The following is a 26,600-nucleotide window of genomic DNA, read 5'->3' as shown; positions in this document are numbered from 1 at the left end:
TTAGATTGAACCTTACAGTGTTAGATGTTATCATGAATTAATAAATCTGTAAAGAATAAACTTACACTGTTAGATTAAAGGGCGGATAACCGATGAAAAAGCAGCAACCTCAGATTTCGGAAGATAAGATCTTAGAAGCTTCGTGGGAGCTTCTAGGGGAGGATGGTATCGAGAAATTCAGCTTGAGACGATTGGCCGATCGGCTGGGGATTCAGGCTCCCTCTCTATATTGGTACTTCAAAAGCAAGCAGAATCTCTATCAGCGTCTGGCCAACCAGGTATCGAAAACGATTCTGGAGGAGTTTCATTCCGAGGGGGACTGGAAGGAGCAACTGAGGGAGCTGGCGGTAACGATGCGGAGTGTACTGTATCGGTACCCCTGCTCCACGCAGCTCATGATGATGACGCTGCCCCACGAACCGGACATCATCCGGTTCACCAACCGTATGCTGCTCTGCGTGGAGTCGGCGCCGCTTGAGCAAGAGCAGAAAATGCAAGTGGTTACAACGCTTGTGAACTATGTCTCCTACTTCGTCCTGGACGATTATCAGCATGAACGTAATGTCTCCGCGATCCTTAAGGATAAGGGCAAGGGAGCACTTCCGGGTGAAGAGATGATTCACCTTCTGGATTCCATGAGTGAGACAGAAGTAGGACTATTCCGGCGGATGTTCAAAAATGGGCTGTTCGAACTGATGGGAACCGATAGAGCATTTGAGTTCGGATTGAGGCTGATTTTGTTGGGGATTGAGCAGGTGATCAAGGAGCAGGAAAGTAGTATGTAAAAAAACAGCCCATCCATTAATGGATGGGCTGTTTTAATTAGGTTTGCGTTTACCCTAAATTGTTATTGAATATATAACTTTATTCCCCACTATAGCAGCTCAATATAAATTTCTTGAAAAAATTTCGTTGCAACAGCGAGCGGAAGCACAATCTGCACGCGCGCGCTCACTTCCTTCGTCGTAACTCATCCCACGACACAATTAGGTTGAAATCCTATATAAATCGGTTGAAAATGTTGATTTTACCAATGGACAAGGCTTTGTACAATAGAGTTGTAGCGCTTACATTTCCAAGGAGGTTGCGGCGAAATGAAGAGACTTCAGGTGATTGACAAGCAAATCAGGACCCCGAGATCAAAAAGGAGGCCGTGTTGATGAAATTTAAGGGAATATTGGCGGCGTTTTTGTTTTTAACCACAGCGTCTGTGTTGTTTGGGGCGCATACGGCAGAGGCTCATGAGCTATCTAATGACAAGCTGACGATTCAGACAGGAGAGCATGGCGAGATTTCATCTATCCGTATCAAAGGAGATGCTTTTCCGACGGAATATGTCATGAACGCATCGGTGACACCTGAGCAGAACACGGCAGATCATCAGTGGCTAGGGGAGCTGATGTTCACGTACCGACTGGATGAAGGTAGCTGGACGAAGGCATGGACAAATAAGTCGGCAGACGCACGTAAGATTACGACCAGCGGCAACCGTGTTACGGTCACGTATGAGAACTCAAATAATGCAGAAGGCATACGCAATTTTAAAGTCATTGAAACCTATTCAGCGGAGTCGAATGGTTCAGTACTATGGAATATACAGGTACAGAATACGAGTGGCAAAAAATTAGAGATTGGCGATTTTGGATTGCCTTTACCTTTTAATGAGCAGTGGACCTATGGTGATGCGATTTACGAAACGAGAGTCGTGACGCATTCCTTTGTCGGCAATAACAGCTCCTATATTACAGCTGGGCGACCGAGCGGCATTGGTTCATCGCTGCTACTGATTCCTGATTCCACAACAGGAGCAGGCTTTGAATATCAAGATCATTGGCGAGATGAGGAGCATCCAGGCAGCAAGTGGGCCTGGAACCCGGCCAACGAAGGCAAATGGCTGGAGGGATTGAATGTATTTTATATTCATTCCAATGTGATCAAGTCCACCAACCGTGGATATTTACCCAACACAAGTCTGATCCTAAATCCCGGACAAAGCAAAAACTATGGCTTCAAGTTTCTGGCGGTGAAGGACGAGCATGATGTAAAAGATACGTTGTATCAAGAAAACTTGGTGGATACTACAGTCGTACCAGGCATGATTGTGCCTACGAATCAAAAGGCGAAGGTGGATCTGCGTACCAAGCAAACGATCAACAAGGTGACCTATCCAGACGGAACCGTTATTCCGCAGACGGATAGCAAGGCCGGAGGACACCACATTTATGAACTGAAATTTACTAAGCTGGGCCCGAATTTCATTACGGTGGAATACGGCAATGGCAGCAAAACGGTTTTGCAATTCTATGCCATCGAACCGATTGATCAGGCGCTACAACGGCACGCTACCTTTATGGTAGACAAAACCCAGTGGAACGTGCCAGGTGATTTGCGCGATAAGGTATTTGACGATTGGATGATGCATACCAAATCCAAACGCAACATTTTCAACGGCTATTGGGGCTGGGGGGACGATTGGGGACTGACCCACGGACAGTTCCTGGCTGAGAAAAATACGCTTTCTCCAGTCGCCAAAGAGGTGCGGGCCATAGACGATTATTTGGAGACGGCAATTTGGACGAATCTGATGAATGGACATCATGAGGACTATTTAATTCATGATTTCCTGATGCCGGAGCCGAATGATACACCGACCTACCGGGGATATGCATACCCGCATGTATACAACACGTATTTCAGTATGTATAAGATTGCCAAGGAATACCCGGATCTCGTCACTTACAAGCATCCGAAGGAAACCTATTTGCTGCGGGCCTATAACATTTTCAAAGCATTATATGAAGGACCCGTTGCGTACAACTGGGAAACAGGTTTGATGGGCGAGCTGACCACGCCGGATATTATTCAGGCCCTGCATGATGAGGGCTACGATGATGAAGCGAATGATCTCAAGGAAAAAATGGATCGCAAATATAACAATTTTAAAAATACAAAGTATCCTTACGGTTCTGAATATAGCTACGACAATACAGGCGAAGAGGCTGTATATACGTTAGCCAAGCAGAATATAGATACAGAGGGCGAGCAAAGTAAAGCCCTGGAAATGATGGGGAAAATTAATGCCAAAACTCGTGCGTCACGCGGTCATATGCCTGTATGGTACTACTATACCGATCCGGTGACGATTACCGGGGAGAACTGGTTTAACTTCCAGTACACGACTTCACTTGCGGGATATGCGATGGATGACTGGATTCGTCATCATGAGGACAATCATCGCGAGGAGCAACAACGGCTGTCCTATGCTGCCAAAATTGCCAATGTCGGAGCGATTAACTCCGGGCAAATCAGCTCGGACCCTGAGAACATCGGGGCGGTCGCATGGACGTATCAAGCGGAAAAAGGCAATAACGGAACAAACGGCACCGGCGGCGGTAAAAACGTCCCGCTCTTTAACGGCTGGCGCGGCATGAGCGGTGAGGCTGACCTCGGATTGTTCGGTGCACTTAAAACCTTAAGCGCGGATATCGCGGTTGATCCGATATTCGGATTGACGGGCTACGGTGCAGAGGTGAGCAAAAGCGGTAACGTGTATACGATCAAGCCGCTGGACGGTTTGTTCAAACGGGTCAATTTGATCACGGAAAAGCTGTATATCGAGCTGGAAAAGGATCAGTATACTGAAGCCAAGCTGGCAACATCCAAGGATAATGTATGGCTTCAATTGAAAAATCAAACGCCGGGCCAAGCTCATTCTACGTACGTTACATTTGATGGTTTAAAGAAAGGAACGTACCTGGTTAAAGTGGGGGGACAATCGCAAGGCAAGTTTAATGCGTATGCACCAACCAATAAGCTTAAATTGGAAATTGGTACAGCATCCTCCTATACGGTAGAGCTGACACCAACCACACCAGATCCCAACAAAGCACCTGTCGTTGATGCAGGCAAAGATTCCAAGGTGAAGCTGCCAGATCAGATTATTCTGAAAGGTACGGCTACAGATGATGGGCTTCCGCAAGGAAAAGTGACAAGTGAGTGGAGTCTGGTTGAAGGACCACAGAATGCGAAGGTCACATTCAGCAGCAAGACATCAATACGTACGAAGGTGGATGTTTCCGAGCCAGGAACGTATATCTTCAAGCTGACAGCCAGCGATTCCCAGTTATTAGGAGAGGCTAAAGTAACTGTGATCGCTGAACCGGCGGCACCGTTACCTGAACGGCTTGCCGTTTACAAGTTTGACGAAACAAGCGGTGCTCTTGCTGTGGATTCATCAGATAGCGGCAATGATGCTACCGTTAAGGGGACCGTGGCATGGGCTGTGGGTAAAACAGGCAATGCTGTCAGTCTGAACGGCAAGGACAGCTATGTGCAGCTTCCGGCGGGAATTGTCAGTCGGGCACAGCAATTGACCGTATCCGGCTGGGTCAAAGCGAACAGCCTGAGCGATTATGTGCGGATTTTTGACTTCGGCTCCGGGACCAATGAATATATGTTCCTGACCCCTAAAGCCGGGAACCGGATGCTATTTGCCATTACGAATCAGGGTAACGGGCAAGGACAGGAACAGACGATTGATGCCCCTGTATTGCCGACAGGCGTATGGAAGCATGTTGCGGTCACGCTTTCGGGCTCCACAGGTATTTTGTACGTGGATGGGAAAGAAGTGGGACGCAATACCAATCTGACCTTGAATCCAACCAGTCTGGGACAAACGAAAAATAATTTCATCGGTAAGTCCCAGTACCCTGATCCATATTTCAATGGTCTGGTGGATGACTTCCGGATCTACAGCCGCGCATTGAATGCAAACGAGGTGGCAGGTCTGGCCTCTGGTACAGCACAGAGTCTGGTGGCAACTGAGGACATCACTGCGTTAAAAGAGGTGAGTGTAACCACTCATGTGGGTGAAAAACCTGAACTGCCAAGCGTAGTGGAAGCTACGTATGGAGAAGGCTCCACGAAATGGGTAGCTGTGGAATGGGAGGATATGGACCCTGCACAATATGCTGCTCCAGGTTCGTTTGAATTGAAGGGCAAGGTGGAAGGGACGGAGTTGAAGGCAATAGTCAAGGTGACCGTAATGGAGGCAGGGGCCGTGGCTTCACCGGCAACATCAGTTAGCCCGGAGACTTCAACAACTCCGCCAACTACGACATCCCCGGTAACATCTGTCTTGCCGCCTCGGCTTATCAGCCCAGCTAAATCAGTGGGGGTATCCTGAGTGGGAGGCAACAACGCATAGTTATGGCTAATCTTTCCCATCGTCACTTTCTTCCTGCAAAGGGGAGAGTGGCGATGGGTATCCTTGCATTTGAGGTGCAAAGCTGCGAACAAAAAGCTGAATGGGGGACAAAGTATGAGCAAGATTACATTTCTGGGTGCAGGCAGTACGGTATTTGCTAAAAATGTACTTGGCGATTGTATGTTGACGCCTGCTTTACAGGGCTTCGAACTGGCATTGTTCGATATTGATCCCGTTAGGCTGAAGGATTCGGAAAATATTTTATCCAATTTGAAAAAAACAACGGGGAGTACCTGTGTGATTCGCTCTTACACTGATCGCAAGGAAGCACTGCGTGGAGCAGCCTATGTAGTAAATGCCATTCAGGTGGGCGGCTATGATCCGTGTACGATTACGGATTTTGAGATTCCCAAAAAATACGGTCTGCGCCAAACGATTGCCGATACGGTCGGCATTGGCGGCATTTTCCGCAATTTAAGAACGATCCCCGTGATGCTCGATTTTGCGGCAGACGTGCGCGAAGTATGCCCGGAAGCACTGTTCCTCAACTATACAAATCCGATGGCTGTGTTGACGAATGTAATGAACGTACACGGCGGTGTCCGGACAGTAGGGCTGTGTCATAGCGTACAGGCGTGTATACCGGAGTTGTTCAAAAGTCTTGGACTGGAGCAGGCAGGGGTAAAGGCGAAAATTGCAGGTATCAATCATATGGCATGGCTGCTCGAAGTGAGCAAGGACGGGGTGGATTTGTATCCTGAGATTAAAAAGCGGGCTGCCGCCAAGCAGCAGGAAAAGCATCATGATATGGTGCGCTTTGAAATGATGCTGAAATTCGGCTATTACATTACGGAATCGTCCGAGCATAACGCAGAGTATCATCCGTATTTTATCAAACGGACATATCCGGAGCTGATTGAACGGTTCAATATTCCTTTGGATGAATATCCGCGCCGCTGCGTAAGCCAGATTGAACGCTGGGAGACGATGCGTGAGGAACTTTTGGGCAATCAGGATCTGCGCCATGAACGGTCGAACGAATATGCTTCTTATATATTTGAGGCAATTGAAACCAATCAGCCTTTTGCCATTGGCGGTAATGTGATGAATACAGGTTTGATTACCAATTTGCCGAAGGAAGCCTGTGTGGAGGTGCCCTGCCTGGTGAATCGTAATGGGGTTACGCCGACCTTTGTCGGGGATTTGCCGCCCCAATGTGCTGCACTGAACCGAACGAATATCAACACCCAACTATTAACGATTGAAGCTGCGATTACGGGGAAAAAAGAACATATTTATCACGCCGCTATGCTGGACCCGCACACTTCAGCTGAGTTATCCATGGATGATATCGTTTCTCTGTGTGACGACCTGATTGCAGCGCACGGGACATGGCTTCCCGCTTATGTGTAAGGGAGGCCGATGAATGGGGGGCAGAGGGCGTCAAAAGTTTGCCGGGATTCCTACGATCCGTGGGAAATTTATCGTATTGACGCTGGTACTGACCGTCATTCCGATGGTAGTGCTGACCTTTACCTTTTACCGGATTGCGGCCCATTCTCTTGGTGAGAAGTCAGAAGCACTGGCAATGCAGTCCCGGCAAATGAGTGAAAATTACGTTAATGCGACACTCTCCGATTTGAATGATCTAACCAACGCCATTCTCAGCAATCCTGATGTGCAGTCCACACTGGAGACCAAGCCGGAAGATGATTATGAATACTTGCGGAACGACGAAACACTCAGCATGGTCGTTCGTACGCAAACCCAGACCAAGCCGTATATCACATCCTCGCTCATCTATGCCGCCAATGGCGGACTCAAGCATTCCCTCTATCAAGGGAATGTTTCGGTCCGTTTTGGCGGCCTTCCTACATTAAAGGAAGCACGTGTGTACTACCGCCGTCTGCTCGCCGAGCAACCTATGATGTGGATGGCTCATCCGCCGTTTGAATCAGGACGCGGGATGGCGGAGGATCGTATATACGTCGGGAAGCTGCTGCGAAAAACGACGGGAGATTATGAGCCACTTGGATTTTTGCTGTTGGAAATCGACAAGGACAGTCTGTTTCGGGGGCTTGCTTTTCATGAAACAGACAGCAATACCCAGATGTGGGTGCTGAATCAGGAAGGCGAGCCTGTATACCGATTGCCGGAGCAGAGCATTGCGGACCTATCGCTATTGCGACAAATCGCCAAATCTGCTGTGGATAGACCCGTGCTTACGAAGGACTGGAGAACATGGAACGGCCGCCAGACGATGATTTCCTACGGACCGTTAAACGAGGGACAATGGACGCTCCTACAAAAAGTCGATCAGTCCGTACTATTCGAGGACGCGCGGCAAATTGGGGCCTGGACCATCTGGACCTTTTTGATTGCACTGGTGTTGGGCTGGATGCTGTCTTATCGGCTAAGTGATACAATTCGTCGCCCCCTGCTTCAATTGAGCCGATTAATGGCGGTGGATGGGAGTGTGACCACCACGGCCTCAGCCCAAGCTCCTGAAGCTCCTGCTTCCGTTGTATTTAACCCTAAGGATGAGGTAGGGCAGATCGGGGAGCGATTTCTTCATATGATGCAAAAAAATCATGAGCTGTACGGGCAAGTATACGAAGCGTTGCTGTCGCGCAAACAGGCCGAGTTTCGCGCGCTTCAGGCGCAGATTAATCCGCATTTTCTGTACAACACACTGGAGTCACTGAAGGGAATGGCGCTGGCGAATGGGCAGCGGGATATGGCAGAGGTGATTGGTGCCTTCGGTAAATGCTTTCGCATTTCGCTAAGTTATGGTCGAGAGCAAATCAGTTTGGGACAGGAAGTCGAGCATGTAAGCGCCTATGTAAAGGTACAGCAGTTTAGGTTTCGGAATTCGTTCGAGTGGATATGCGAAGTCGAGGAGGATATTTGCGGGTTTTACGTACCCAAGCTGATTCTCCAGCCACTCGTTGAAAATGCCATTTACCACGGTTTGAAAGGGCGTACCGACCGCGGCTATATTATGTTATCCGGTGCGAGGGAAGGCGATGCTTTGCGTTTAACAGTTAGCGATGATGGGGGCGGTATTGGAGCCGAGCGTCTGGACGATATTCGGAAATCGCTAGATGCCGAGCGGGGGAGTGCGATTGGCTTTGGACTCCGCAATGTACATGAACGTCTTCGGCATTATGGTCCCCAATATGGTCTGTCTGTGACAACCGAGCTGGGTCAGTACACCTCGGTTACCTTACTGGCACCCATTCGAACCGAATAAGAAAGGGGAGGATGGCATGTACCGGCTGCTGATTGTGGACGACGAATATCATATTCGGGAGGGACTGAGGCTGATGGTGGCGGAAAGTGGCCTGTCAGTGGAAGTCAGTGATATGGCGGAGGACGGCGCAACGGCATTACGGTTGTATACGGAGCGGCGACCGGACATGATTTTACTGGATATTAATTTACCGGATATGAGTGGGCTGGACATAGCCAAAACCATTCGGGAAAAGGATCAGCAGACCCCGCTGTTATTCCTGACAGGGTACGAATCCATGACGTATATTCGTCAGGCCGTTTCGCTTCAAGCGGTTGATTATTTACTCAAGCCAGTGACAAGCGAAGACTTTGAAGCGGCTCTGAGACGGGCTGAGGATCGCATTGCGCAATGGCGTAGAAGCGAGGAGGAAGCTATTCACCGTCATCGTTCATTGGAGCCATTGTACAGGGAGCACTTGCTGCTGGATCTGCTCCAGCAGCGGCGCCCCGCAGCCGAGGTCGTTCAGGAGATGGACGGGCTGGGATTTTTCGGCGAGACGAGCAGACCGCCTTATACTGTGCTGTGCTGTGAGCTGGAGGAGGCCTCGCAGCAGGTAGCATCCGCTCCTAGCGAGTCGCAGAGTTCCACCAATAAGAGCACGCATGTATTCGCCGAGTTGGCTTGGGAGGCTGCGGCAGCAGCCGGGACGAAGGCGCATGGTGCGGCGGTTTCCCGTGATCGGCGTGTTGTACTGCTGGCGGCGGCATCTTGCAGGGCAGCGGAGCAGACGGCCCGGCAGATTCGTCAGGCGGTGCAGGAACGATTGAGTCAGGGGATGTCCATCGGGATTAGCCGTCCCGTACAACAGATGGAGCAGCTTCCTGAAGCATATGAGGAAGCAGTACAGGCTGTGGAGCATCGGGGGTGGGTGGGCTATAGCCAGATCATCCCCTTCGAGAGCATTCAGGCGGCTGAGCCGAACAGTAGTCATTTGCTGGAGAAGGAATTGCTGATGATTACGGAAATTCGTGCCGGCAATGATGCTGCTGTACATGCGATTTTGCAGGAATGGTCTGGACAATTAGCGGGCTTGCCTGTCAATCAGGTGAAAATGATCGTCACTCAGCTTGTTCTGTTCGTTATGCGTATTGTTCAGAGCGATGCATCCGAAGGACAAACATCCATACAGCAGCAAGACCCATTATTGGAACTGTCCCGATTGCGGCACGGACCTGAGATGATTGATTATGTATCGCGCTATTTTGTCCGGGTGGGTCGCCAAGTCCGGGAATCGCGCGAAAAGGGGATTCCGCGCAAATTCCAACGGGCCAAGGAATGGATTCGTGAGCACCTTCAGGAGGATGGGGGATTGAACCGTCTTGCAGCGTACATGAATATGAGTCCCAAATATTTGAGTGCCCGTTTTAAGCAGGTTACAGGTGAAAGCTTCGCTGAGTATCAGACGCGTGTGCGCTTCGAGCGAGCCCGGGAATTGCTGTTGGACCCGAATCGCAAGGTGGCAGAGGTGGCGGAGGCTGTGGGCTTCGCAGATACGAACTATTTTAGTATTGCCTTTAAAAAGCATACCGGATTAACGCCAACGGAATTCCGCAAAACATTTTTGTAAACGCGCTGTTAAAAAAATCATACCAAAACAAAGAGAGTCTGGAGTCGTTAGGTGGTCGGCTTCGGGCTCTCGGCGCATAATAGGCTTGTAAGGAGAAACCAGTTCAGGAAGGGGCCGGTTGATTTGCGAAAACGAAGGTTACGGACATGGATGGCTCTGGTGATGACGGCGATGCTGACAGGGCTGACGGCGTGCAGTGGTAGCGCTGGCGAACCGGCTAATCCCAATGCGGTCGAACTCAAGTTTATGTACTGGGGGAGCAATGACGAAAAGCAGGCAATGGAAAAGATGATTCAAAGCTTTAATGCATCCCATCCGAACATTCGGGTGAAAGGCGAGCATGTTCCTGGTGACTACACCACGAAAATTAACACGTTAATGGCTGCCAATCAGCTTCCTGATATCGCCTACCTGGGCGATTCGCTCACGATGAAATGGGCAAGTGAAGGTAGACTCCTAGATTTATCCTCCTATTATGACGAATATCCCGAATTAAAAAACAAGCTCAAATCCTCCTATCTTTACAGCGAACCTGGCAAGTCTATCGGCAATTACACTGCGTTGGAAGTGATGCAGCTATTTTACAACAAGGAATTGTTTACAGAAGCAGGGGTACCCGTTCCTCCGGCTGATCCTGAAAAAGCGTGGACATGGGATGAATTCCTGGAGATTGCCAAAAAGCTGACCAAGGATCAGAACGGCAAGCATCCGGGAGACAGCGGATTTGATCCGAAAAATATTGTGCAATACGGCTTTGCCTTTGGCAACGACCGCAGCTCCTGGGGGCCGCTCTTAGCAAGCAATGGCGGAGGTTTAACCGACAAAACAGGCAAGAAGTATACTCTGAACCGCCCTGAGTCGGTAGAGGTGTTTCAGAAGCTGCAAGATCTGGTTTTCAAGGAGCATGTTTCTCCTGATTTGATCCAACAGCAGGACATGCCGTCCAATACGATTCGGCTCCAGACCAAAAAGGTGGCTATGGTGGTAGACGGAACATGGTCCCTGCTCGATTTTTCAAACAACAAGCAGCTGCAATGGAGTATCGGCGTTTTGCCGAAGCTTAAAGAGCCCAAAACGATGATCGTTGCGGGGGCCACAGTTATTTTCCAGAGCACCAAGCACCCGAAAGAAGCGCTCGAATTTTATTTGTACCATAACAATCCTGAAAAGGTGGATCTGTTCAAGTCCGGTCTATGGATGCCTATCGAAGAGAAATATTATACCGACGAGCAGGCCATCCAGTCGTGGACGAATAATGCCGCACATCCACCGGAATTTCAACAGGCTGGCATTGAGTATGCCAGAGATTATGCGATCAAGCCGTCAACTTCGACTCTTCGCAACTGGCCTGATATTGGTTCCAAGCTGACCCCAGGGCTGGATCTAATCTGGACGAACAAGAAGACGCCGCAGCAGGCGCTGGATGAACTGGAACCCATTATTCAGCCACTACTTCAAGGAGTGTATCCGGATGAATAATGCGGCAGGACAGCTGCGAAAGGAGAACGGCCCATGAAGCGACCAAAATCAGGAATGATGCGCATGGAGCGAAACTGGGGTCTGCTATTCGCGCTGCCTGCCATCCTGGGATTAATGATATTTACGATTGGACCGATTGTGGCATCGTTCGTATTCAGCTTGACCGATTGGACGATTGGTGGACAGATGACCTTTATTGGATTGGATAATTACCGAACCATTTTGACCGAGGATACTACCTTTTCCCAATCCATGTTCGTGACCACGTATTATGCACTGGGCAGCGTACCTCTAGGCTTGGCGGCAGCTTTTATCATTGCACTGCTATTAAATCAAAAGGTAAAAGGTTTGTCGGTGTTCCGCACGATTTACTATTTACCTACCATTGTGCCGAGTATTGCCAACACGATGCTGTGGCTGTGGATGTTCAACCCAGATTTTGGTCTGTTAAACTCGCTGCTGGAGAGTGTTGGACTGCCAGGGAGCAAATGGATTTATGACGAGAATACTGCAATACCCTCGCTCATCATGATGAGCACCTGGGGGATTGGGAATACAGTCATTATCTTTTTGGCGGGACTTCAGTCAGTGCCCACCCATCTGTATGAAGCAGCTGAGGTAGACGGCGGCAATAGACTGCATAAATTTTTTCATATTACGATTCCTTCGATGACACCAACCATCTTCTTCAATCTGGTTATGTCTTTAATCAGCACCTTTCAGGCATTCAATCAGGCGTATGTCATGACAAATGGGGGACCTAACAATTCAACCCTGTTCTATGTGTTCTACCTGTGGCGCACAGCCTTTACGGAGACCAAAATCGGCTACGCCTCAGCGCTGGCCTGGATCTTATTTTTCGTCATTATGGTCCTAACTGTTCTGATTTTCTCCACGTCCAAAAAGTGGGTTCACTATGAAGGGGGGGAACGTTCATGAATCAGGTTACTTCTTCTGTCAAACCTTCAGACACACCGCAACATCCACTTCCACAGCCTGAACGCTCTCGAAGTCCTGCTACCGCCGCCCGTTCCAAACCATTCCAAATCAGCCGCATCGTACTGTATATCGTTTTAATGATAGGCAGTGTTTTAATGCTGTTGCCATTTGTATGGCTCATTCGTAGCTCTCTGATGGGAACATCGCAAATTTTCGTATTCCCGCCAGAGTGGATACCCTCTCCTTTTCAATGGAGCAATTACCCAGAAGCACTGACTTCGGTACCGTTCGGCAGGTATTTTCTGAATACGTTCATCATTGAGGTGTGTGTGCTGGCAGGAGTAATGATGACCTCGATTGTGTCGGCGTTTACCTTTGCCCGCCTGCGCTGGCCTGGACGTAATCTGATTTTTTCTCTGCTGATCGGATCGATGATGCTGCCTTATGCGGTGACGCTCATACCTACTTTCGTCATGTGGCGTGAACTGGGCGGGTTGAATACATTTCTGCCGCTGATTGTTCCTGCATGGTTTGGTGGAGGGGCGTTCAACATCTTTCTGATGCGACAATTTATGCTGACGATTCCGCGCGATCTGGACGAAGCCGCTTATATGGATGGAGGTACACCGCTAACTGTATTATGGCGCGTCATTATTCCTTTATCTTCGCCTGCATTGATCGTGATCGGGATATTTACCTTTATTGATGTGTGGAACGACTTTTTGGGCCCGATTATTTATTTGAGTGACGAAAAGCATTTTACACTGGCGCTGGGGCTGGCGACTTTTCGGGGATTGAACAATACCAATTGGCCTTACCTGATGGCGGCATCCAGCACGATTTTGGCTCCGATCGTCCTGATATTTTTTATCGGACAACGCTATTTTATTGAAGGCATCACACTGACAGGGATTAAAGGCTAGAAGGAGGCTGATGTAGCTTTGGATAAACCCAACGGTTCAGCAAAACGGTTACAGGGTGTTCCAGGCAGACTGGCTCGGTTACGCTCGGAATTCCCGGCTCTAGGGATAGATGCACTACTTATTACACATGGACCCAATCGACGATATATGACCGGATTTACAGGCTCCGCCGGAATTGCGCTCGTTACGCAGGAAGAGGCTTTGTTGGTGACGGATTTCCGCTATATGTTGCAGGCAACAGATCAGGCAGCAGAATATTCAGTTATTCGGCATGAGGCACAAATCTTCCAGACCATCGCTGACCTCACAAGTAAATTGGGTGTTCGTAGACTGGGTCTAGAGAGTCGGCATGTCTCACTTCAACAGTCAGGACAGCTTCAAGCCGCACTAGGATCGTTGGAATACGTGCCAACGGAGGATGTAATTGAACGGCTGCGTGACGTGAAGGACGAGGAAGAGATTCACACCATCCGTGAAGCTGCGCGTATTACCGATGCCGCCTTTACGGAAGTGCTGAATTATATTCAGCCTGGAGTTACAGAGCGGCGGATTTCGGCGGAACTGGAATATCAGCTCCGGCTCGCAGGCGCGGAATCAGGCGGTTTTGCGTTCATTGTTGCTTCAGGTGAACGCTCGGCCCTGCCCCACGGACTGGCCAGTGACAAGGAAATTGGTCAGAACGAGTTTGTCACGATGGATTTTGGCGCAAATGTGCGTGGTTATCTGTCTGATATTACGCGTACCGTATTCGTTGGAAATCCATCAGAACGGCACGAGGAACTGTATGCTATTGTGCTGGAAGCGAATATGACGACGATTGCAGGACTTCGCTCTGGCATGAGCGGTCGGGAGGGAGACAGTCTGGGGCGGAATGTGATTGCCTCCTATGGCTATGGAGAACAGTTTGGTCACGGATTGGGCCACGGCTTTGGCTTGGAGATTCATGAGCAGGTGCGACTGTCCCGTGAGAGCCAATCTGTGCTTGTACCAGGACATGTCATTACCGTGGAACCGGGCATTTATATTCCGGGCTTCGGCGGAGTTCGGATTGAGGACGATGTACTGATCACAGATGACGGTGCCAAGGTGCTGACTGCCTCGCCCAAGGAGCTGCTTTTGTTATAAAACACAGTGGCGTTATAGATAACTATCCATGAATTGAAAAAAATCCCAATAAACGAGATGGAGGGATCAAATGAACACGCATAAAAGGAAAACCAAAGTATGGCTTACCACACTGGCAACTTCTCTCATTGTGGCTTTGACACCAGTTCTTCCGGGTCAACAGGCTTATGCCGAGGCAGAATCGGATGTAAAAGTCATCGACATCTTTAGCCGGACGGTGAACGACTATGGTATAGATCTGGTCGATTGGCAAGGGTATCTGGCGAACCCATATGTGAAGCTAAAAGTGAAGCCGCCTGCCAATGCCGCTTTTCCGTTAACCGTTACGTTAAAAGCGCAAGGCACGTCCCGACTGATGATGGATTTGCCAAGTACGCTGTCGGCGCAAGGAGCAAGCAAAACGCTGACCTTTGCCAATGCACAGGAGGAAAAGGATTTCCGGCTGGCCATTCATCCTGACCGGATTGGAGGAAACGGTGAAATAGAGAACTATACATTGTCTATGTCCGTTGCCGAAAATAACGGTCACACAACCACTCAGTCTATTCCGATTCGTGTGCTGGATCAGGACGATAATGAAGAACCCACAATCCCCCTCCATTTTGACTACAGATTCGATACAATCAAGCCTTATTTCAATGACGCGGCTACCAAAAAAGCCGCAGAGCTGGCAGTGAAGGACTGGTTCTATTTCTTTGATCTGAAGCCGTTTGATGAGGTTCCTGCCAATGCGGAAGTAAACCATCTGCCAGGAGATGATTGGCAAAATGAAATACAGGTGACGAATAACAAACCCTACAAAGGCATGTGGGTATTTATGAGAGGGCTAAACGGGCCGTATTCTACGGGCTTTCCGGCAGCGAATGGCAATTACCATACACGTAACGGTGTGACCGTCCCAGGGAACTTAAACCGTTCCTATAGTCTGATTCTGGATTTCTATGATGATGCCATTCCATTCACATCGGTAGACGATGAAGAATGGTATCAATCTGATCTGTCCAAGGTGACAGATGTGCACGGGCTGATCATGCACGAATTCGGTCATGCAATTGTATTCAGCGACACGTTCCCAGGCGTCAAGGCGCTGAAGGAAGCGGCTGGCAATGACCCCGATATTATGGCCTATCAGCACAGACCGGCTGCATTGGACGACAGCTATCATCTCTCTGGAGAGCTTGCAGAGGTCGATAGATTGAGCGGACAAAATGGAGGCTGGCGCCACCTGTTCCCGACCCGGCGCTGGATGAACACGAAGCTTTCGCTGCTTGTAGCAGAAAAGGCAGGCTGGCCGCTGCGCAAGGACCTGACTCTTTTCCTCGCGCCAGAAATCATAACAAAGCAACTGCCAGCACCCGTCAAAGGAAAGACATACACGGCGAAGCTGGAAGCCAAGGGAGGCGTACCATTTTACGATTGGACGGTGACCCGCGGTCAACTGCCCACAGGCTTTACACTGGACCGCTTTACAGGAACGATTAGCGGAAAAGCAGACAGCGGAGCAGCCAACAAGACGTATACGTTCACCATACAGCTGCGGGATTATGACGAGCTGAGCAAGCCTGTCACACAAACCTTTACGCTCAAGCTGTAATGAATGCCCCCAAGAGGTGGCTGTCCCGAATGTCTTGACTGAACTTGGATGGGGCTGAATGACTATAAAGCAACTTGCCAAAATAGAGCTTTGGGGCAAGCCGCCGGATTGTTTTCCATTCATATGGAAACGGTTGAAGGGAGGGAAAACGAATGAAACACGATGCGGCGGATCTGGTCATTGTAGGCGGTGGAATCATCGGTACAGCTATCGCTTATTATGCAGCTAAATCTGGTATGAAGGTCGTGCTGGCTGAACGAGGGGAAATTGCTGGAGGTACTTCTTCCCGATGTGATGGAAATATATTGGCAATCGACAAAGAGCCCGGCTTTGACAGTCGGATGTCACTGTTATCACAGAAGCTGGTGGCAGAGCTGGCTAAGGAACTGGAAGATGAATTTGAGTATCGTGCGCCTGGAAGTATTCTGGTCTGTGAAAACGACCAGGAGATGCAGGCCGCAGAGCAGTGGGTCACCCGCCAGCAGCAGGAAGGGCTTCCGTTTCGCATGCTGGATCAGCAGGATTTGCAAGAGGAATGGCCGTATCTAGCCAAAGATTTGCCGGGCGGACTGGAGTGTGCGACAGATTCTACTGTAAATCCGGTGCAGATGACGTATGCCCTGGCCAGGGCCGCGCGTCGGATGGGAGCCAGGCTATTGCCGCGCATGCCGATACAGTCGGTTCTCAAGGACGAAAGGGGGAACGCCTGCGGAGTGGAGACGCCAAACGGCGTGATCCATGCTGATGCAGTAGTGTTGGCCGCAGGTGTATGGACACGCAGCATCGGTCATTCGCTAGGTTTGGACCTTCCGATTATACCGCGCAAAGGACATATACTGGTGTCTGCCCGAATGCCTTCGATCGGAAACCGCAAGGTGATGGAGTTCGGTTATCTGATGAGCAAGTTCGGAGGTCAGCGGAGTGTAGATGAGGTTTATGAAAAATACGGTGTAGCGCTGGTATTTGAGCCCACCGCATCCCAGAACATTTTGATTGGCAGCAGCCGTCAGTTTGTCGGTATGGATACAGGAGTTGATCAGCAGGTGATTCGCTTAATCGCCCGCAGAGCCATTCGCTTCTTTCCTGCCTTGGCCAATGTGCCGCTGATGAGGGCGTATACGGGTTTGCGTCCATGGACCCCTGATCATTTGCCCATCATATCCGCAGTGGATGAAGTACCGGGGCTATTTATCGCTTCAGGCCATGAAGGAGATGGTATTAGCCTGGCGGCGGTTACAGGTAAGCTGGTGACCGAAATGGTACGCGGCGAACCCACTTGTATTCCGGTAGAGCCGCTGCGTTATGACCGATTCGGAGAGGCTTTTACCAGCCACGATATTCACGGGGAGGTAACTGGATGAGTGCAGCGGGCAGAATTACTACGATTGATACTCATACGGGAGGCAATCCGACGCGGACAGTCATCCACGGCGCGCCTAAGCTGGTAGGGTATACCATGCTGGAAAAGATGACTTATATGGCAGCGCACCATGATGATTTTCGCCGTCTGCTGATGTTTGAGCCGCGTGGTCATGAGGTGATGTCAGGCTGCATTTTAACAGAGCCTTGTCATCCAGCTGCAGATATGGGTGTGGTCTTTATAGAAACAGGCGGCTATTTGCCGATGTGTGGTCACGATACGATTGGCGTCTGCACGGCACTGGTGGAAGGTGGCCTGATTGCTGCGGATAAAAAATCTATATTGCTGGACACTCCGGCAGGCCCGGTTCAAGTACGGCTGGATATAGATGAGGGCAAGGTGAAACAAGTAACGTTCACCAATATTCCTTCCTTTGTGTACCGCCGTGAGGTGGAGGTTCAGGTAGAGGACATCGGTCGAGTTACTCTTGATATTGCCTATGGAGGAAACTTTTACGGCATTATAGAGGCGGCCTCCTTCGGTCTTGTCCTGGATCAGAGCAATGGAGCAAAAATTGTACGAACAGCGGTACAGATTCGGGAGGCAGTGAATGCTGCTGTTGAGGTAGTACATCCTGAAAATCCGGTTATTCAAGGATTGACGCATATTGAATTTTACGGAGAACCCGTGGCTTCACAGGCCGATTGTCGCAATGTTGTCGTCATTCCGCCAGGCGGTATCGATCGCTCCCCTTGTGGCACAGGAACCTCGGCCAAGGTAGCGGTGCTGCACGCCAAGGGAAAGCTGGGCTTGCACGAGCCGTTTGTGCATGAAAGCATCACAGGCTCCATGTTTCGGGCTGAAATTGTGGGCGAGACGCAGGTAGGTCCTTATCCGGCCGTGATTCCGCAAATTACAGGCTCGGCTTGGGTGACGGGACATCATCAATTTGTGCTGGACCCTGACGACCCGCTGAGAGAGGGATTTTTGCTGATGTGAGCTTTTTGCATCATTTAAATAAGTAAATAAAAATGGGAGAGGGTAGGTGAGCATATGGCACGTTTTGAAGGTGTATATGTGGCCTTGGTTACACCGTTCACGGCAGAGATGGAGGTCGACTACAAGCGTCTGACCGAGCTGTGCGAGCATCTGATTGCAAGCGGTATTAGCGGACTGGTACCTACGGGATCGCTGGGAGAGTATGCTGCCTTGTCTCCAGAGGAACGATCGCAGGTGGTGCATACGGTCATTGACGCTGCGGCGGGACGTGTTCCTGTTGTAGTCGGCTCGGCCGCTCCATCCACTAAACAGGCGGTACATTGGGTGCAGCATGCCAAGGATGCCGGGGCAGCGGGTGTCATGGCGTTGCCGCCCATTAATTATAATCCATTGCCCCATGAGGTAACGACTCACTATGAAGCATTGTCAGAGGTGGGCCTGCCGATCATTGCGTATAACAACCCCCATGATTACAAGGTTGACCTGACCCCGGATATTCTTGTGGACTTGTCACATATTGAGAATATTGTAGCAGTCAAGGAATTTTCCGGGGATGTACGGCGTATTCACGCTATTTTGGACCAGACAGAGCTGGAGGTCATGGTCGGAGTAGATAATCTGGCGATGGAGGGAGCATTGTTCGGCGCGACAGGCTGGATTTCGGGGGTACCTAATGCGTTACCAAAAGAAGGAGTAGAGCTGTTCCGGCTTGCGCAGGCGGGAAATTTGGCGGAAGCGTCCGCGTTGTATCGCAGACTATTACCGCTGTTCCACTACGATGCCAGTCCGCAATTGGTGCAGTCCATCAAATATATGATGGAGCTGGCTGGATTCCCGGTCGGTCCGACACGGCCGCCCAGACTTGCGTTGCCACAGGCGGAATATGACCGGATTCGTGAAGCTTTTGAGGTGGCAGTTCGCCCGAGCGGGGTTTCATCTTGAATGGGGGTGAAGACAATGGAGAGCCGAAATTGGATTGGCGGTGAGTGGCTGAGCCCTTCCGGCGAGGAGATGGTGGTTCGTAATCCTTCGGCGTTGCAGGAAGAAGTGGGGGTCGTCCATTTCTCCAATGAGCGTGATATTGCCCAGGCCGGGGAAGCAGCACGACTGGCACAGGCAGGATGGGCAGCATTAAGCCCGGCAGCACGGGGAGCTTACTTGTTCAAAGCAGCCGGGTTGTTGGAAACAGCCGCACCTGAATTGGCTGAGCTGGCCAGCAGAGAAATGGGCAAGCCAATTACCGAGATGCGAGGAGAGGTGATGCGAGGTGTTCATCTGCTTCGATATTATGCGGCAGAGGGCGTACGTTCCATTGGGACGGTCATTCCTTCGAATGAGTTGGGAGTGCTCCAATACACGAAGCGCATCCCGCTGGGGGTAACGGCTGTCATAACGCCGTGGAATTTTCCAGTAGCAATTCCGCTGTGGAAAATTGTTCCTGCACTCTTGTGTGGCAATACGGTCATTTGGAAGCCTGCCGAACATGCTTCATTAACCGCAGTACGGATCGCTGAGCTATTTGAAGCGGTGCAGCTTCCGCCCGGCGTACTGAATCTCGTCATTGGGCAGGGGAGTCGTATAGGCGATGCCCTACTGGAGCATCCAGCATTGGAGGCGGTCAGCTTCACGGGTTCTACCGCTACAGGTTTGGGCATTGCTGAACGGTGCGCACGTCGGAACATCAAATACCAGACTGAGATGGGCGGCAAAAATGCTGCCGTGGTGCTGAAGGACGCGGATGTGTCACAGGCGGTGGCGATGATTGCCAGTGGTGCCTTTCGGTCAGCCGGACAAAAATGCACGGCCACTAGCCGGGTGATTGTAGAACGGTCTGCCTATGAGACGTTCACAGAAGCTTTACGCCAAGTGGTGGAAAAAATCCAGATCGCTCCAGCGCTTGACCCCGGTGCGTATCTCGGACCTGTGGCATCCAAGGGTCAGTACGAGAAGGTCATGTCCTATGTATCGCTAGCTCGCCGGGAAGCTGATATTTTGGCGGAAGGTGGAGCCGCCGCCGGGACAGATAACGGTTATTATGTGCGTCCACTGCTGGCGGCTGGTCTGGATTCGTCCCATACCTTGATTCAGGAGGAGGTTTTTGGCCCAGTCATCAGTGTCATACAGGCCGACGACTTTGAGGATGCGATTCGGCTGTGCAATGATTCTATTTATGGGTTAAGCGCTTCCCTGTTCACCCGCGATTTGCGGCTTGCTCATCGGTTTCTGGATGAAGCGGACGCGGGAATGGTACGGGTTAATCAGGAGACGGCGGGAGTTGAGTATCAGTCTCCGTTCGGTGGTCTGAAGCAGTCAAGCTCACATACCCGGGAACAGGGTCAGGCGGCGCTGGATTTTTATTCAGCGATTAAGACCTGTGCGATCAGCTATGCGTAAACGCGCGACGGAACGAAGTGTCACGGATAGGACGGAAGTGCAGGGGGAAAAGACCCATTATGCAGAAAATCAGTACGCAGAAAACCAGTATGCTGGATCTCCGGGCGTGCAATCAAAAACATTTGGCGCGTCAGGCCATGTGCTTGTATGTCGATGTGAAGAAGTGAGTATTGCACAGATGGAGCAGGCCTGCCTCATGGGTGTGGACACCGTGCGCCAGCTTAAAATGGCTACGCGGGTGACCATGGGGGCATGCCAGGGCAGGGTATGCCGACAATTAGTGGAATCATGGTTTTACAATCAGGTTCCTGCTGCCCGCCGGGAGGCGGAGTTGTTATCACAAAGGCCCCCGGTGCGTCCCGTAACGTTCGGTCAGCTGGCAGAAGGAGGTTCCCTATGAGCCGTGCGCGTATTGTGAATCATCCGATTTTGGGACCCAAGCCAGAGCGGCGGCAGGTATCTTTCATGTTTGATGGTCGTCCCATGCAGGGATTGGCTGGAGAACCGCTAGCGGCAGCGCTCCTCGCCAGCGGTGTCCGTTTGCTGAGAAGGCATGAGGAATCCGGTACGGCCAGGGGCGTATACTGCGCCATTGGGCACTGTAACGAATGTCGTCTGACGGTTCATCCGTTTGGTACGGTTCGTTCCTGTCTGACCAAGCTGGAAGAAGGTATGGTGGTGGAAACCGGACGGCAGCTTTCGAATGAAATCACAGGGAGAATTGTGACATGAATAAAATGGCACATCTCATCGTCATTGGCGCAGGTCCGGCCGGACTGTCTGCAGCGGCATCGGCTGCTGAACAAGGATTGCCAGTCACGGTACTGGATGAGTTTACTGAGCCGGGTGGACGTATGCCCGGGCAATATCATGAGGAAGGCAGTCAAGGCTGGTGGATCGGAAAGCATGTTTCGGATGAGCTGATTACCCGCTGCGCGGAGCTTGGGGTGGACATTCGCTGTGGCGTTTCTGTACATGGCATGGAATATACGACAACGTGGGAAATTTCCACTTCCTGTGGGTTGATCACGGCTGAGTACGTATTGCTGGCGACTGGAGCGGCTGAGATTCCCGTTCCGCTGGATGGCTGGACGTTACCGGGTGTAATGTCCATCGGGGCTGCGCAGGTGCTGACCAATGTTCATTACGTCAAGCCGGGAGAACGCGGCATTATTGTAGGCATGAACGTATTGTCGATGGCGATTGCCCGCGAGCTGTCCGTCGCCGGGGTAAAGGTGGCGGCGATTACACTGCCGTGCGCGGGTCCGCTGGCTGGTGCAGCGGCAGATCCGACAGCCTCCGCGAAGCTGCTGCTTCAGCTGTCGGGGTTGGCGCCTGCCGCCTGGATGCGCGTCGGCGGCAAGCTGGCAGCGACGATGCGGATGGAGAAGCTCATCGCGCGCTGCTATCCCCACAGAGGCTTCCGTCTGTGGGATATCCCGATCCGTTTGCGGACAGCAGTGCAGTCCGTCAACGGGCAGGACCGGGTCGAATCCGTGACCCTGGTCCACGTTAAACCGGACGGCTCGCCGATTGCTGGCAGCGAGCGCGTCGAACCCGCCGACTTCGTGGCGCTGAGCGGCGGCTTGTATCCGCTCGCTGAGCTGGCGGCGGTAGCCGGGTGCAAATTCGTGTACAGCCCTGAGCTGGGTGGGCATGTTCCACTGCATGGTGAGCGAATGGAAACCTCGCTCAAAGGACTGTACGTTGCCGGCAATATTACCGGCATCGAAAGCGGGCTGGTCGCCATGGCTCAAGGGCGATTAGCAGCCGCTTCCATGATCCATGCTGCTGGACTTGGCGGAGCAGGCGGGGAACAACGGGTGCAGGAGGCGATCCGTGAGGTTCATTTTGCACGGAAACATGCGCTAATTCAATTTCATCCCGGCATTACAGAAGCGAGAACGCAGCTGTACCAGCAGTGGGGGCAAATCTCTTCTGGGAGCGGCGCGTAACGGCTCGTTAGGTTGGATATGCGTTTTTTACCCCAAATTCGCCTTAAAGGAGGAACGGAAGATGACTCTTAAAGCAAAGGCCCATATGAAAGCAGCACCGTTCGCACTGAACGAGGTGGTATTGGCTGAAGGTCCCTTCAAACAGGCGATGGAGCTGAACCGATCTTATCTGTTGGAGCTTGAGCCTGATCGTCTGCTGGCGCGTTTTCGGGAATATGCCGGGCTTGCGCCCAAAGCGCCTCAATATGAAGGCTGGGAAGCGATGACTATTTCCGGTCATACGCTGGGACATTATTTGTCCGCTTGCTCCATGATGTTTGCTTCGACCAGCGATGAGCGTTTTAAGGAAATTGCACATTACATTACGGATGAACTGGATGTTTGCCAGGCGGCGCATGGGGACGGATATGTATCTGGCATTCCTGGGGGAAAGGAACTTTTTGAAGAGGTATCTGCCGGAAATATTCGTTCGAAGGGCTTTGACCTGAACGGTGCCTGGGCTCCTTTGTATACACTACACAAGTTATTCGCTGGTTTGCGTGATGCGTATCATTTGACAGACTGTGACAAGGCATTAGGTGTAGAGCGCAAACTGGCGGACTGGCTCGAAGGAATTTTGAAGCCGATGAGCGATGAGCAGATGCAGCAGATGATGTTTTGCGAATATGGAGGCATGAATGAGGTATTGGCGGATTTGTATGCGGATACCGGGGAAGAGCGCTACTTGCGGCTGGCTGAGTGCTTCTGGCACAAGCTGGTGCTGGACCCGCTTAGCTCACAGGAGGATTGCTTACAGGGCATTCACGCCAATACACAGATACCGAAACTAATCGGGCTTGCCAAGGAATATGAGCTCACGAATGACACGAAGCGTCGGAAGACGGTAGAATTTTTTTGGGAGCGGGTGGTGGATCATCATTCGTATGTCATTGGCGGCAATAGCTTTGGAGAATATTTTGGAGCGCCGGATGGCTTGAATGATCGCATCGGACCGCATACGACGGAGACATGCAACACCTATAACATGCTCAAGCTGACTAATCACCTGTTTCAGTGGAATGTTTCTGCCAAGGAAGCGGACTTTTATGAGCGAGGTTTATTCAATCATATTTTGGCTTCTCAGGACCCGGTTCACGGGGGTGTTACGTATTTTCTGTCGCTGGCCATGGGCGGGCACAAGCATTTTGAAAGTAAATTTGATGATTTTACATGCTGTGTGGGCACAGGGATGGAAAACCATGCGAGCTACGGTAGCGGCATATATTTTCACGATCACGATAAGTTGTATGTCAATCAGTTCATTGCTTCTACGCTGGCATGGAAAGACACAGGTGTTATGCTAAAACAAACTACGTCCTATCCAGACACGGATCATACCACGCTGGAAATTCAATGTGATCAACCTGCACCATTTATGCTGCTCATCCGCTATCCTTATTGGGCTGAAAAAGGGATCACTATCTGTGTAAACGGCAAGGAACAGTCGGTTGAATCAGAACCGGGCAGCTTTGTCTCTATCGCTAGAACCTGGCTTGATGGTGATGTTGTTGAGGTGACAATTCCGATGTCGCTCAGACTGGAGCAGATGCCAGATAACCCGGATCGGGCGGCTGTCATGTATGGACCGCTGGTGCTGGCAGGTGATCTGGGACCCTTAGAAGATCCTAAAGCCAAAGAGTTCCTCTATACCCCGGTATTCATCCCTCCAACAGAAGAACTGGATCATTGGATACAGCCCGTGGAGGGCAAAACGAATACATTCCGTACCTTAAAAGCAGGGCATCCCCGAGATGTGGAACTGTCTCCGCTGTATAAAATGCATGACCGTACCTATTCAGTCTATTGGGACATTTTTACGAAGGAAGCATGGCAGGAGGCGGAAAAGGAATACACAGCAGCACGCGAAAAGCTGGCGATTCTGGAGCAGTGCACGATTGACTTTGCCCAACCCGGAGAAATGCAGCCGGAGCGGGATCACAACTTTCAGGGAGATGCTTCGACTCGCACCGGATATGTGAATAACCGACCTTACCGGAATGCGGGAATTGACGGCTGGTTCTCTTTCGATTTGAAGACAGATCCGATTGCTCCAATGCTGCTGGTTATCACCTACACGGCTACGCTGGAAATGCCAAACTGTGATTTTGATATTTGGATTAACGGTCATCTGCTTGAGCATTTTAGTGAAGGCTTTGATGAGGCTGACAAGTTTTACAACGTGAATGCCGCTATTCCGGCTGCATATCTGGAGGGTAAGGATATAGCCACAGTGACCTTCAAAGCCAAGCCTGGACAGCGTATCCGCAGATTGTTTGGGCTGAGGATGGTCAACAAGGACGTGTATGAGCAGCTATATCAAGCTGGGAGTCCAGGTGCACATGAATGATTTTTTGAGCTGTTTCGTGAGAAAATTAACGTTTGATTTTTAACCAGTAATGATTTATGATGTAAGAAATATTGGATGATGCTGGAATAATCCATAGGATATGAACTGATATATTCATAGTTTTTGCGCGTGAAGCACACGGGCTGTTTCTTCCTTCAGAGGGGAGAGGCAGCCCTTTTTTGATGAGATTTTGCAGAAATATAAGTTATATAAGGAGGCAATTCTATGATTTAGAGCGGGAGATTTCTCATAGGAAATGATTTTTAGAGTAGTTATATTAGTTATTTTTCTTATAGATTTTGTAATTGGGAAACCCTATAATATATAAGTTGTATCCAGTATTTTCCGAAAGTGGGGATGCGATGAGTTTATGAGATTAGAGTTGATATACATAGTTTATAAGTTTAAGCAGACAAAGGGGATCGAGAGATGAGTATGAAAAAATGGGTGTTGAGTTTGACCGCAGTCACGTTGCTATGGGGCGGGGCAAGTACGATTCCAATGGCGGAGGCGGCAAGTAGCACCAAACCAATTGAAGTCTTATTAAATGCGAAAAAAATACAATTCCCGGATGCCAAACCTTTTCAGGATAGTAACGATTATGTGATGGTTCCAATCCGGTTTGTATCCGAGGCATTGGGTGCTAAGGTGGGCTGGGAGAAAACAGGCGGCCAATTAGCCGTGTCGATTAATAATGATGCACATGCTGTTAATATGACAGTGGGGCAAAACACCGCTACCGTAGATGGGCAAACGAAAACGTATGAAACGAAGATTATCTTGAAGCAAAACCGTACTTTTGTGCCGCTGCGGTTAGTGAGTGAGGGTTTGGGACAGACGGTAGAATGGGATAAGGTCAGCCGCTGGGTCTGGATTGGGAAGAAAGAAATCGCTGCGTTGGAGGATACGGGGCATCAGGCAGTTAGTATTGAGCCGTATAAAAAGGCGATTGCATCTAATTCTTACATACTCAAAAAGCCTTTTGGTGGAACTTACGATAAGGCAATGCTTTTTAAACATTCAGACCTACCAGTCAAGCTTCTTGAGGATATATACTCTATTGAACCGTACACTAACGCAAAAGGTACGCCTTACCTCAAGGTCAGAGCTAAAACTAAATCAACGGCAGGTGATATATTCTATATCACAAAGTTTAACGATACTCGTTTTCGTAATGAAGTTAGTCAATTGACGATAGATAACGGAGACGGAACGAAATTGCTGTATTATCCGATCTATTCTACGTCAGATGAGACGTTTCAAGGTGTGCAGAATTACAGATCCTTGAAACTTCAAGATATCCAATACATAGGCTTTGCTTACGCGGCAGATGACTATATACCGATAATGGTCAATCCGTGGAGGGTTAATTAAAGCA

At 50.3% G+C, this 26,600-nt stretch carries 19 protein-coding genes; all 19 read left to right on the top strand.

The annotated features are described in order from the left end of the window. Window positions 1–92 precede the first annotated feature (92 nt). On the top strand, window positions 93–785 hold the full coding sequence (locus tag HFD99_RS08160) for a TetR/AcrR family transcriptional regulator (protein ID WP_025364148.1): 693 nt from the start codon (window positions 93–95) through the stop codon (window positions 783–785). Between the two features lie 374 nt (window positions 786–1,159). Next, complete coding sequence (locus tag HFD99_RS08155; protein ID WP_025364149.1) at window positions 1,160–5,185, top strand: DUF5695 domain-containing protein; 4,026 nt, start codon at window positions 1,160–1,162, stop codon at window positions 5,183–5,185. A 135-nt stretch (window positions 5,186–5,320) separates the two neighbouring features. Continuing rightward, window positions 5,321–6,619 carry an alpha-glucosidase/alpha-galactosidase gene (gene melA / locus HFD99_RS08150; protein WP_025364150.1) on the top strand — a complete coding sequence of 433 codons (1,299 nt, stop codon included), beginning with the start codon at window positions 5,321–5,323 and terminating at the stop codon, window positions 6,617–6,619. A gap of 13 nt (window positions 6,620–6,632) precedes the next feature. Then, window positions 6,633–8,459, top strand: coding sequence for a sensor histidine kinase (locus HFD99_RS08145; RefSeq protein ID WP_025364151.1), 1,827 nt, complete (start codon window positions 6,633–6,635; stop codon window positions 8,457–8,459). Window positions 8,460–8,475: 16 nt separating this feature from the next. After that, window positions 8,476–10,068: a response regulator gene (locus tag HFD99_RS08140; protein ID WP_025364152.1), complete on the top strand. Its 1,593-nt coding sequence runs from the start codon at window positions 8,476–8,478 to the stop codon at window positions 10,066–10,068. Window positions 10,069–10,191: 123 nt separating this feature from the next. Beyond that, complete coding sequence (locus HFD99_RS08135; protein ID WP_225164849.1) at window positions 10,192–11,547, top strand: ABC transporter substrate-binding protein; 1,356 nt, start codon at window positions 10,192–10,194, stop codon at window positions 11,545–11,547. Between the two features lie 33 nt (window positions 11,548–11,580). Further along, window positions 11,581–12,486, top strand: a complete 906-nt coding sequence (locus tag HFD99_RS08130) for a carbohydrate ABC transporter permease (protein ID WP_017426328.1) — start codon at window positions 11,581–11,583, stop codon at window positions 12,484–12,486. Beyond that, window positions 12,483–13,409, top strand: coding sequence for a carbohydrate ABC transporter permease (locus HFD99_RS08125; RefSeq protein ID WP_016821430.1), 927 nt, complete (start codon window positions 12,483–12,485; stop codon window positions 13,407–13,409). The genes HFD99_RS08130 and HFD99_RS08125 overlap by 4 nt, the downstream gene beginning before the upstream one ends. Window positions 13,410–13,427: 18 nt before the next feature. Then, window positions 13,428–14,534, top strand: coding sequence for a M24 family metallopeptidase (locus HFD99_RS08120; RefSeq protein WP_025364154.1), 1,107 nt, complete (start codon window positions 13,428–13,430; stop codon window positions 14,532–14,534). Between the two features lie 70 nt (window positions 14,535–14,604). Continuing rightward, window positions 14,605–16,128: an Ig domain-containing protein gene (locus HFD99_RS08115; RefSeq protein WP_123796844.1), complete on the top strand. Its 1,524-nt coding sequence runs from the start codon at window positions 14,605–14,607 to the stop codon at window positions 16,126–16,128. A gap of 152 nt (window positions 16,129–16,280) precedes the next feature. Next, window positions 16,281–17,489, top strand: a complete 1,209-nt coding sequence (locus HFD99_RS08110; RefSeq protein ID WP_031462996.1) for an NAD(P)/FAD-dependent oxidoreductase — start codon at window positions 16,281–16,283, stop codon at window positions 17,487–17,489. Then, entirely contained in the window at window positions 17,486–18,487 is a 1,002-nt protein-coding gene (locus HFD99_RS08105; protein WP_031462997.1) for a proline racemase family protein, read from the top strand. The genes HFD99_RS08110 and HFD99_RS08105 overlap by 4 nt, the downstream gene beginning before the upstream one ends. Before the next feature lie 54 nt (window positions 18,488–18,541). Next, the gene (locus tag HFD99_RS08100) at window positions 18,542–19,429 is read left to right on the top strand and encodes a dihydrodipicolinate synthase family protein (RefSeq protein ID WP_031462998.1); all 888 of its coding nucleotides are present in this window, start codon (window positions 18,542–18,544) and stop codon (window positions 19,427–19,429) included. Between the two features lie 15 nt (window positions 19,430–19,444). Continuing rightward, window positions 19,445–20,881 carry an aldehyde dehydrogenase family protein gene (locus tag HFD99_RS08095; RefSeq protein WP_123796845.1) on the top strand — a complete coding sequence of 479 codons (1,437 nt, stop codon included), beginning with the start codon at window positions 19,445–19,447 and terminating at the stop codon, window positions 20,879–20,881. Then, window positions 20,874–21,281 carry a (2Fe-2S)-binding protein gene (locus HFD99_RS08090; RefSeq protein ID WP_031463000.1) on the top strand — a complete coding sequence of 136 codons (408 nt, stop codon included), beginning with the start codon at window positions 20,874–20,876 and terminating at the stop codon, window positions 21,279–21,281. Before HFD99_RS08095 ends, HFD99_RS08090 begins: the two co-directional genes overlap by 8 nt. Continuing rightward, a complete protein-coding gene (locus HFD99_RS08085) occupies window positions 21,278–21,613 on the top strand; it encodes a (2Fe-2S)-binding protein (RefSeq protein ID WP_017426336.1) in 336 nt (111 codons plus the stop codon). The genes HFD99_RS08090 and HFD99_RS08085 overlap by 4 nt, the downstream gene beginning before the upstream one ends. After that, window positions 21,610–22,836 carry an NAD(P)/FAD-dependent oxidoreductase gene (locus HFD99_RS08080; protein WP_031463001.1) on the top strand — a complete coding sequence of 409 codons (1,227 nt, stop codon included), beginning with the start codon at window positions 21,610–21,612 and terminating at the stop codon, window positions 22,834–22,836. Before HFD99_RS08085 ends, HFD99_RS08080 begins: the two co-directional genes overlap by 4 nt. 61 nt (window positions 22,837–22,897) lie before the next feature. Continuing rightward, on the top strand, window positions 22,898–25,222 hold the full coding sequence (locus HFD99_RS08075; RefSeq protein ID WP_031463002.1) for a glycoside hydrolase family 127 protein: 2,325 nt from the start codon (window positions 22,898–22,900) through the stop codon (window positions 25,220–25,222). A 429-nt stretch (window positions 25,223–25,651) separates the two neighbouring features. Next, a complete protein-coding gene (locus tag HFD99_RS08070) occupies window positions 25,652–26,596 on the top strand; it encodes a copper amine oxidase N-terminal domain-containing protein (protein WP_103042229.1) in 945 nt (314 codons plus the stop codon). Window positions 26,597–26,600 lie beyond the last annotated feature (4 nt).

Source organism: Paenibacillus sp. EKM301P (genome assembly GCF_011800295.1).
GTDB classification, from domain to species: Bacteria; Bacillota; Bacilli; order Paenibacillales; family Paenibacillaceae; genus Paenibacillus; species Paenibacillus polymyxa.
The sequence above is the reverse complement of the archived record's forward strand: the minus strand, read 5'-3'. Positions and strand labels throughout refer to the sequence as shown.